Genomic DNA, 11,067 nt, shown 5'->3' with positions numbered 1-11,067 from the left:
AAGTTTTGTAAAACTAATTCAATACCTCGGATAAAATAATTATGTAGATTTACAAAATAACTAGTATCAAATTTGGGAGAATTAATAAAAAATAGAAGACAATTTTCGATTCACATGTTTATATGGGCAATACTTTATTCAGTTGTCCTGTTTTTTGTGTATTCAGAAGGTAAAGAAATTACGCTTAAAATTTGTTTGAGAATTGCGTTTGGAGCAGTAATTTTTTATACGAACTATAGTTTATTAGTGCCGCATTTATTACTTAAGAAGAAGAAAATACTTTATCTATTATCTATTATCATTCTTTTAATAGTAGCCTATTTGATTATTTCAAATGTATTCAATTTTGACTTTTATAAGAATCAAAACCTTCTAGATAAACGGCCTTCAAAATTTATAATAATTATATTTTTCAATGCTGTAATAATTATTATAGGAACCGTAATTAGAGTATACGAACAATGGATAGAAAATGATAAGATTAAAACGGAAATTGAAATTCAAAAAAATAAAACAGAATTAGAAGCCCTCAAAAATCAACTAAACCCTCATTTTTTGTTTAACTCTTTAAATAGTATTTATTCGTTAACCGTTAAAAAATCTAATGATGCCCCAGAAGCTGTTATTATGCTTTCTGAATTAATGCGATATATGTTATATAAAGCTAACGACAGTAAAGTATTACTTAAAGACGAAATTCAATATATTGAAAATTATATTAAGCTTCAACGTATAAGAATAGCAAAAAACGAAAATGTAAAAACAAACATAAAAGGCATTATAACCTCTCAAAAAATTAGCCCTTTACTTTTTATATCCTATATCGAAAACGCTTTTAAATATGGGACAGATTTTAAAGGAAATACTGAGGTCGAAATAACTATTAGTATAGCGGATAGTGAATTACACTTTAAGTGTAGTAATATCATAGGGAATAAAGCTAAAGACAAGGAGAGTTTTGGTATAGGAATGCAAAACACCAAAAACCGTTTGGAGCTATTGTATCCTAATAAACATTGGTTAACCACAGTGGAAAAGGACAATAAATTTTGGGTTGATTTAAAATTGAAATTAGATTAAAATACAACAGATGAAATGTGTAATTATAGATGATGAACCATTGGCAGTAGATGTTTTAGAAACCTATGTCAATAAAATAGGAGGGATGGAAATTGTTGCAAAATGCAATAATCCATTAGAGGCGATTACAATATTAAATAAGCATCAGGTAGATTTGGTGTTTTTGGATATCGAAATGCCTAATTTAACAGGATTAGATTTGGTGAAAACAGTGGAGAACATTCCGCAATTTATCTTTACAACGGCTTATCCACAACACGCTTTAGAAGGTTTTGAATTAAATGCAACCGATTATTTGGTAAAACCTATTCCGTTTAAACGTTTTTTAAAAGCAGTATCTCGGGCCAAAGAACAGTGTGAGTTACTAAAACAGTCTGTTGAGCCACAAGTCCATATTTCTTCTGAAGAAAATAATAACGACTTTATTTTCGTAAAATCAGAATATGAAAATATTAAGGTTAATGTTCAAGATATAGAATATATTGAAGGCTTGAAAGATTATATAAAAATTCATCTTAAAGACCAAGTAAAAACCTTGTTAACGTTATCAAGTTTTAAGGCCATTTTAGAAAAACTACCTTCCAATTTTATTAGAACACACCGTTCTTATATCATTAATATTGATTGCATTAGGGCTTTGCAAAAATCGAATGTTGTTATTAGAGACATTCGTATTCCTATTGGAGAAACCTATAAAGAAGTCGTTCTAAAACGACTCGGCGTGTAAAATCTCTTTTAAATTTTTAAAACCCAGATTTCAAGAAATTAGGGTTAAAAAAGTATCGATACATATTCCTTGTTTGTCGATACTTTTTTTTTGTAGGTATATCTTTTTTTTCTCTGTTTTATGTTGCTCATACATTTGATATTAAATATGAACACAAAAAAAAACATTCATATCAAGCATTATTACTAATCTTTTACTGATTTTCTGTGACAGTAGTAAACAAACTGCATATCCTGTAAAATCCTATAACGGAACTAAACAATCAATAAATCTCTAAATTCAAGAATATGGACAGAAAAGTTTTAACTATATTTTTTATTATGTTTCTGTATTGCTCTACAACCAAGAGTTATGCAATTTACCTCAAGAGTAATGTATCCTCACATCTTTTAGAAAACAAATCTCAAAAGAACCCGATCACCATTAGTGGTGTTGTAAAAGACAAGGAAAGTGGTGAGACATTACCTTTTGCTAATGTTTTTGTGAAAGACACAAATATTGGCACAACAACCAATGAAGATGGCTTCTTTACACTATTCAATGTGCCATCAGAAACTTCAACTATACAGGTACAATATTTAGGTTATCAAATCGAGACCCTAGTTCTCAAACCAGAAATGGCAAAAGATAAAATAACAATACTTCTGAGACCTGATGCCAACCAACTAGATGAGGTTGTCATAAGTGCCGATTCAAGACAGCAAATCGTCAAAATGAATAAAAATGTAAGTCAGATATCATTGTCGCCCAAAAAGTTGGCATCCATACCAAACTTAGGAGAAAAAGATATTTTTAGGGCCTTACAATTACTTCCGGGTGTAAGCGGTACAAACGAATCGTCTGCTGGCCTTTATGTTCGTGGTGGTACGCCAGATCAAAACTTAGTTCTTTTAGACGGTTTTACGGTATATCACGTTGATCATTTTTATGGTTTTTTCAGTGCTTTTAATAGTGATGCTATAAAGGATATTCAGTTATTTAAAGGTGGGTTTCCTGCCGAGTATGGTGGCAGAATTTCAAGTGTAATGGATTTAACTGGTAAAACGGGAAATAGCAATAAGCTAAGTTTTTCTGGAGGTTTAAGCTTATTGAGTGCAAATGCAACTGTTGAGATTCCAATCGGTGAGAAAGCAAATCTTTTGATATCTGGTAGAAGGTCTTATACCGATATTCTTAAAAGCGGATTATACAATAGCATTTTTGATTTGTATAATGACTCTGAACAAACTAATGGTAATAATCTACCTAATTTCAATGGGTTTCAACAAAACCAAACACAACCTTCATTCTACTTTTATGATTTAAATGCAAAATTCAGTTACAAACCTTCCGATAAAGACATTATTTCAGTTTCAATGTATAATGGTGAAGATAATCTAGATAGTTCTAGGGAAAACCAAAATACTTTTGGCTCGGGCACAGATGAAGAAAGAACTATAAATGCTGACATTGATGATTTATTGAATTGGGGAAACTGGGGTTCTAGTGTTCGATGGGCAAGACAATGGAATGACAAACTGTACACAAATGTTGTGGGTGCTTATTCCAATTACTTTAGTCAGAGAAATAGGGTAAACGATATAACCATACAATTAGCAGACTCAACCAACACTAACAAAATTGGCTTGGTAGAAGATAATAATCTAAAAGATTATACGGTTAGAATACACAATGAGTATAAAATCAACTCAAAACATAGCTTGGAATTTGGTGGACAATTAACAAAGAATGAAGTTGATTATAACTACAGTCTTAACGATTCAACAACCGTAATAGATCAAAAAAATAAAGGGGTATTAAGTACAGTTTATTTACAGGATAAATGGAGTCCAAGCGAAAAATTAAATATAGTTGGTGGTATTCGAGCTACTCATTTTGATGTAACGGATGAACTCTATTTTGAACCTCGCGTTTCGGCATCATACCAACTTAATGACCAAATCAAACTCAAAGGAGCTTGGGGAAGATATTATCAATTTGTCAATAGGATTGTTCGTGAAGACGTAACTCAAGGAAGTAGAGACTTTTGGCTTTTGGCTAATGAAGATAATAGTCCAATCAGTTTCGCAGAGCATTTAATTATTGGTGCAAGCTATGAAATTGATGATTGGTTATTTGATGTTGAATATTTTGAAAAAGATATGTCAGGACTTACGGAATTTTCACTTCGTTTTCAGTCTGCACTAGGGGCAGACCCTAACGATCAATTGTTTTTTGAGGGTACAGGAATATCAAGAGGTGTTGATTTCTTAATCCAAAAAAAGGTAGGCAAATATACAGGCTGGTTGGGCTATACATTGAGCGAAGTAGTTCACACATTCCCAGACTTAAACAACAATCCATTTTATTCTTTAAACGATCAGCGCCACGAATTTAAACTTGTTAATGTACTCAAGGCAGGTCGTTGGGATTTAGGGGCAACTTGGGTTTACGGGAGCGGTAAACCTTATACAGCACCTAATGGCATATATACTATTACTCTTTTGGATGGAACAGAAACCGAATATGTAAGCGTAGGAGAAAAGAATGGTCCTAGGCTTGAACCATATCACCGCCTAGATTTGAGTGCTACTTATAACTTCAATCTTGGATCTGGTAAAGGAAGTATGGGATTATCCTTATTCAACTTTTACAACAGAACCAATACTTGGTATAAAGAGTTTGAAGTAGTGGATAGTGAGGTAATAGAAACAAATGTAAATTATATAGGTTTTACACCTAGCTTATTTTTTAACGTATCATTTTAAAATAAATAATAATGAAAACTTTCAATAAAATTATAGCTGTATTATGTATCATCATTATTTCATCTTGTGAAGATGTTCCGGATTTTGACTCAGAGGAAAGCGAACCAGTTGTAGAAGCCTTTATTTATGAAGGAGAATCTGTTGATGATATTTATTTAAAAAAAACAGTACCATTTAATAGTGGAAGCGATATTGAGCCAGAACTTATAAGTCACGCAATTATAACTATTACTAGTAATGGTCAAAATTTTGTTCTTTCACCATTTACAGACCAACCAGGAAGATATTTTTATGATGGTAACGATTTGTCTGTAAATATTGGGGACAACTATCAACTAACTTTTGAATATGAAGATAGAATAATATCTTCAACAACAACTATACCTAGCGAACCAGAAGGAGTGGATATATCGCCTGAGTCAATCGAAATACCGGAAATAAATTCGTTACTAGATTTAAGGGGTTTTAGAGAATCTTTTCAGCAAACTATTGATGTCATTTGGAACAACACCGAAAGTAGTTACTATTATTTGGTGATTGAAAACATTGAAGATAATCCTCAGTCTATAGACCCAACGGATGTTCTTGGTGGTTTGGGCATCAATTTTGAATTTACAACTTCACCTACCCAACAGAACATTTTAGAATTAAGACCTTTGATACACTATACACAATATGGTATGCACAAGGTTACAATTTATCACGTCAATGAAGAATATGCTTTACTCTATGAAACATCAAGCCAAGATTCAAGAGATTTAAATGAACCTTATTCAAACATAAATAATGGTTTAGGTATTTTTTCAGGATTTGCAAGTCAGGAAGTTTACTTTGAAGTGATTAAGCAATAAATAATTTAATCAATAAAATGAAGAAAATAATTCTAATAATAGGTATAGCATTTTTATCAAGTTCATGTAGTAAGAAATTATATAATGTTGAAAAGGCTGTAACTGTTCCTGTAATTGATGGAGATCAGACAGAATGGCCGGTCAATACAATTCGGTCCAACAACAATATAAATTATGCAATACAACAGGATGAAGATAATTTGTATTTAATGGTAAGTTCATTTGATGAGCAGGTTATGAAAAAAATTATGCTTTTAGGTATGACCTATTGGATTAATACAGACGGAAAGCATAGTAAAGACCAAGGTATTTCTTTCCCGGAAGGGATTATAAATTCAGACGCAATAAAACAAAAATTCGCAAGCCTCAAAAGTAACGGTGGTGGTTTTAGAGGAAGAAGAGGTATGGGCTCAATGCCCAATATTGATAAAAATATATTGCCAGATCAGTCTAAGTTATTAGAGAATTTTAAAGGTCAATCGGAGAATATCGGCCTAATAAATTTTAGTAGTCATGACGATGGGCAAATAATAAATTTCAATCGTAATACTTTAGATTTTAAGAGTTTGGGTATTGTGTTTGATACAAAATTGATACCTGGCCAATCATTTACATTTGAAATTGCGATTCCTAAAAGGCTTCTCAAAAAAAGTACAAAGGTTAAAAAAGATACTTGGGGAATAGGTATAGCAACTAATGATCCAAATTTAGAGCTCAACCTACCTGACAGTTCTAGATTGGATAAGATGCCTGCAAGATTTAAAAATAAATTAGGTGTAAGTGGTAAACTTGAAAAAATTAATGAATTAAAAGCTTTATTAAAACCTATTCAATTCTGGGTAGATGTTTCTGCATAAAAAAAATAAATGAATTACCATCTTCTATTAAAAATATATCTAGTATTCATTTGGAATCCTATTGAATTAAAGTAATATTTTATTAATTAAAATTATTAAAAATGAACTATTTAAAAAATATAATAACACTATTTGTACTCATATTTTCAGCATCAGTTTCTGCACAAAACACTAATGGTAAAGCCTATTACGTTGTGAAAAATACGATAAAAATGGACTTAGGAAATCGTCAAATTCCTGAGGCTCAAAAGGCAATGATACAAGAACGTATCAATAGTATGTCAACTAATAATTTTGTACTCTCTTTTAATAAGAATTCTTCTATATATGTTGAAGAAGAAAAGCTAGAACAAGACCAAGGCAATGGAATAATAGCTCAACGAATGGGAATGCTAAAAATGATACTTAATCAAGGGAATAATGGCAAACTTTACAAGAATACTATCGACAATACGTACAAAAATCAAGTAGACCTTTATGGGAAACTATTCCTAATTCAAGATTCACTTAAAACGATAGATTGGAAAATTACTGATGATATAAAAACGATTGGAAAGCATACCTGCTTTAAGGCTATTGCTATCATAAAAAATAGAGGATTGCCAACAAACTTTCGTCCAGGAGAGCAACAAACAGATGACTCGAGAGAAGACAGAAAAATAGCCGATGAAATGATAATAGTAACGGCTTGGTTTACCCTTGATATTCCTGTTTCTCAAGGACCTGCAATGTATTATGGTTTACCAGGGTTAATTCTAGAAGTAAATGCGGGAAATACTACAATTCTTTGCTCAAAAATCGAATTAAATAAAGAAGGAAAAACAGTTAATCCGCCTAAAAAAGGAAAAAAAATAAACCAAGAAAAGTATGATGAGCTTGTAAAGAAAAAGGCAAAAGAGATTCGAGAAAATTTTCAAAGAGGTAGAGGAGCCCTTGGTAGAAGAGGTAATTAAAAATAAGTTCAAATGAAAAAAATCTTATATATACTTTGTGTACTATTTTCTTTAAACTCTTTTTCGCAGGAGATTAATGTTTCAGGATCTATAAAAGATAGTATTGGTTCTCCTTTAGAATCTGCTAATGTGGTGGCGATAAATAGTGAAACAAAGAAATTAGCTTCATATTCGGTTGCTAACAATAAGGGCAGGTATCAGCTTTCGCTTGAAAAGAATGCTAATTATACTTTAAAGGTTAGTTTTTTAGGGTACAAAACCATTTCTGAGACTTTAGAAATAACCGAGCAATCTATAGACTTTGAAAAAAACTTTACACTTTACGAAGATAATAGCCAATTAGATGAAGTTCTTTTAACTTATGAAATGCCCATTACAGTTAAAGGTGATACCATTGTCTATAATGCCGATTCTTTTAAGAATGGAACAGAAAAAAAATTAGGCGATGTGCTTAAAAAATTGCCAGGAGTAGAAATTAATGATGATGGAGAAATTGAGGTTGAAGGTAAACGTGTACAGAAGCTAATGGTAGAAGGGAAAGATTTTTTCGACGGAGATTCTAAACTGGCTGTAGAAAACATCCCATCTAGTGCTATAGAAAAAGTGCAAGTGCTTAAAAATTATAATGAAGTCTCACAATTGCAAAGCGTTACAAATAATGACGATAGTATAGCTATTAATATTAAACTTAAAGAAGGAAAGAAGAATTTTTGGTTTGGTGATGTTACAGCTGGTGGTGGACCAGATGAACGATATTTGGTTCACCCAAAGCTGTTTTATTATAGCCCAGAAAAGAGTATTAATATAATAACAGACATCAATAATATTGGTGAAATACCTTTTACTCGTAGAGATTATTTTAAGTTTACAGGAGGTTTTAAAAATTTGTCAGGAGGAGGAACTACCTTAAATTTAACTCAAGATAATTTAGGCTTTTCATTACTTCAAAACAATATGGCAAATGAAATAGAAATTCAATTTGGAGCAGCAAATTTTAGCTATGCGCCAAGTAAAAGCCTTGATTTAAGTGGTTTCTTTATTTACTCTGGAACAAAAACAGATATAGAAGAATTAACAACAAGAGATTATATTTTAGATGATCTCACAGAGGAAACTACTACGAGTTCTATTCAAGATAATAAGTTAGGTCTTGGTAAAATAAGTGCATCATATAAACCGCATAGCAATTTTCAATTAGATTATGATGTGTTTTTAAAACTATCTGAACAAGAAGAAAGTAGCAACGTTTCGTCTACAACAGCAACTGTAAATAATACCATAAATGAGCTGCGAGAGGATAACCCTTTTTCTATTAACCAAAATGCAAATCTGTATTATACATTAAACGATAAAAATATTTTTTCAGCCGAAATACAACATTTATGGTCTAAAGAAAACCCTTTTTACAATGCCACATTTTTAGGTTTGGGTGAGAATCCAAGTATAGCAGAATTACCATTTTCAACAGTATTTCCTTATGATACAACACAAGAAGATTATAGATTAAATCAAAACAAAACAATTAATACCAATAAGTTTGATGTTAAAGTGAATTATTACAATGTGCTTAATAACAAAAGCAATTTAAACTTTGTTATTGGTGGAACTCATAGTAAGCAGAATTTTGATTCCTCTATATTTCAAACCTTGGATGATGGAAGTGTAAATGACCTTGCTGAAGACGAGTTTAATAATGATGTGACTTCAAATTTTTCTGATATATATGCAGGCGCAACATATAAATTTGTTACTGGAAAATTGACATTTGCACCAGGAATAAACCTTCATAGCTATACGTATAATAATGAACAACTCGGAGAAAAATATGAAGATACTCAAACGAAACTATTACCAAATTTTTATGCTAATCTGCAATTTAAAAAATCTGAAAGCTTACGATTTAACTATTCTAAAACCGTAGAATACCCTGACGTTAATACTGTAGCGCAAGGATATGTGTTTAATAATTATAATTCACTATTTCAAGGGAATAATGAGATTAAAAATGGTCTGTACGATACTTTTAATCTGAACTACAGTAGCTTTAGTTTGTTTAATTATACTAATGTATTGGCATCATTAAGTTATACAAAAATGAATGACCCAATAAAAAATAATCTTATCTATCAAGGCATAAACTCGGTATCTACACCTATTAATTCAACCTTAACAGACGAAAGTCTTAACGGTATATTTCGTTGGGATAAAACCATTGGTAAGTATAAAGTAGGCTTAAGTGCTTATGTGTCTTGGCTTAATAATTTTAATATGGTAGATCATGAAATAACCGAATCAGAATCATTAACACAGCGTTATAAAGCAAGTGTTTTAACAAATTTTAAAAAAGGCCCAAATTTTGAAGTTGGTTACCAACGTGCTATAAATAATTTTACAAATTCAAGTACTAAAAACATCTTTTATACAGACATGCCTTTTGCCAAGTTAGAGATGGTATTTTTTAAAGATTTTTCGTTTACATCAGATTATAGCTTCTATAATTATTCTGATGATCAGCAGATGCTAAACTCTTATTCTTTTTTAAATGCAAATCTCTATTATAGAAAAAAAGACAGTAAATGGGAATATAGATTAGGTTTAAAAAACATTTTGAATACCCAATCCATAAATCAAAACAATTATAACGAAGCTTTTTCCACCACATCAGAGTATTACGTACAACCGCGTTATGGTTTTTTAACTGTTAAATATAATTTGTAGTACCATTTTCTCTTTCAATTTACTGTAATATAAATCAACATTAGTAGACACATTTATTTTTTTTATCTATACATTTTAAAAATAACAAAAATGAAGTCAATTAAAATAGTAACAATAATGAGTATTCTAGGAATGCTTTTTATAACACAAACATCAAATGCCCAGAGAAGAGTAGTAGTAAAAACACCAAATAGAACAGTTATAAGAACAACAAGTCCTAGAGTGGTTTATAAAAGAAAAGCACCTGTTGTAAGAGCAGTAAGAACACTACCCGCTACAGCAGTTGTTGTAAAACGGAATGGGGTTAGATATCACTATTACAAAGGGCGTTATTACAGGTATAACAGAGGAAGATATGTTGTAGTAACAGCACCAAGAGGTGTAAGGGTAAAAGTTTTACCTGTTGGTTATCGAAAAATTGTCATTGCAGGAAGACCTTACTTTTATTTTGGAGGAGTTTATTATGTATCTGTTAGCAATGGTTATAAAGTGGTAGAAGCACCAGATAATATCATAGTTTATGAATTACCAGAGGAAGCAGAACAAATAGAAATAGATGGAAAAACATTTTATGAATATGATGCTAAATTGTATAAAGTCGTTACCACTCCAGATGGCAAAGGGTTTAAAGTTGTGGGTGATTTAGAAGAGTAACTCATTCAAAATAAAGAGAAATAAACCTATGTTTAATCGTCCGAATTTTGAAAACCAACTAGAAAAGAATAGACAATAAAAAATAGAAAAATGAAAGTATTAAAAAGTAGTATCGTAGTAATCGTAATGTTCGTTAGCACAATGTCTTTTGCACAAGACAGAGAACTTACAGAAGAACAAAAAGAGCAAGTTAAAGAACAGTTAGAAAAGTATTTTGAAAAATTAGACTTATCAGAAGAGCAGAAACCAATATTTGAAGAAATTACAAAAAAGTATGCACTTCAAATGAAAATTTTAAAAACTAGTGATCAGGGTAGGTTTGCCAAGTACAAAGAATATAAATCCATAGTAGGTTCAAAAAACAAAGAAATGAAAACATTGCTTTCTGCTGAACAATACAAGATATATAAAAAGACCCAAAAGGAAATACAAAAGAAGATGAAGGAAAAACGTAAAAATAGAAATTAAAAAAGCAAACAA

At 31.0% G+C, this 11,067-nt stretch carries 9 protein-coding genes; all 9 read left to right on the top strand.

Annotated features, from left to right (window positions below; translation table 11 throughout):
* The first annotated feature begins 72 nt into the window (after positions 1–72).
* The 9 genes from AC2D6V_RS13130 to AC2D6V_RS13090 all read left to right on the top strand — a co-directional run bounded on the left by AC2D6V_RS13130 (position 73) and on the right by AC2D6V_RS13090 (position 11,055).
* Positions 73–1,080 carry a sensor histidine kinase gene (locus tag AC2D6V_RS13130; RefSeq protein WP_484648664.1) on the top strand — a complete coding sequence of 336 codons (1,008 nt, stop codon included), beginning with the start codon at positions 73–75 and terminating at the stop codon, positions 1,078–1,080.
* A gap of 10 nt (positions 1,081–1,090) precedes the next feature.
* Positions 1,091–1,807, top strand: coding sequence for a LytR/AlgR family response regulator transcription factor (locus AC2D6V_RS13125; RefSeq protein WP_484648662.1), 717 nt, complete (start codon positions 1,091–1,093; stop codon positions 1,805–1,807).
* A gap of 287 nt (positions 1,808–2,094) precedes the next feature.
* Positions 2,095–4,554, top strand: a complete 2,460-nt coding sequence (locus tag AC2D6V_RS13120; RefSeq protein WP_484648659.1) for a TonB-dependent receptor — start codon at positions 2,095–2,097, stop codon at positions 4,552–4,554.
* Positions 4,555–4,565: 11 nt separating this feature from the next.
* On the top strand, positions 4,566–5,405 hold the full coding sequence (locus AC2D6V_RS13115) for a DUF4249 domain-containing protein (protein ID WP_484648657.1): 840 nt from the start codon (positions 4,566–4,568) through the stop codon (positions 5,403–5,405).
* 17 nt (positions 5,406–5,422) lie between these two features.
* A complete protein-coding gene (locus AC2D6V_RS13110; protein WP_484648656.1) occupies positions 5,423–6,262 on the top strand; it encodes a hypothetical protein in 840 nt (279 codons plus the stop codon).
* A gap of 101 nt (positions 6,263–6,363) precedes the next feature.
* A complete protein-coding gene (locus AC2D6V_RS13105; RefSeq protein WP_484648655.1) occupies positions 6,364–7,215 on the top strand; it encodes a GLPGLI family protein in 852 nt (283 codons plus the stop codon).
* A 12-nt stretch (positions 7,216–7,227) separates the two neighbouring features.
* Entirely contained in the window at positions 7,228–9,933 is a 2,706-nt protein-coding gene (locus AC2D6V_RS13100) for a carboxypeptidase-like regulatory domain-containing protein (RefSeq protein ID WP_484648654.1), read from the top strand.
* A 90-nt stretch (positions 9,934–10,023) separates the two neighbouring features.
* Positions 10,024–10,587: a DUF6515 family protein gene (locus tag AC2D6V_RS13095; protein WP_484648653.1), complete on the top strand. Its 564-nt coding sequence runs from the start codon at positions 10,024–10,026 to the stop codon at positions 10,585–10,587.
* A 90-nt stretch (positions 10,588–10,677) separates the two neighbouring features.
* Entirely contained in the window at positions 10,678–11,055 is a 378-nt protein-coding gene (locus AC2D6V_RS13090; protein WP_484648652.1) for a hypothetical protein, read from the top strand.
* Positions 11,056–11,067 lie beyond the last annotated feature (12 nt).

This window comes from Algibacter sp. YIN40 (assembly GCF_057219435.1).
The sequence above is the reverse complement of the archived record's forward strand: the minus strand, read 5'-3'. Positions and strand labels throughout refer to the sequence as shown.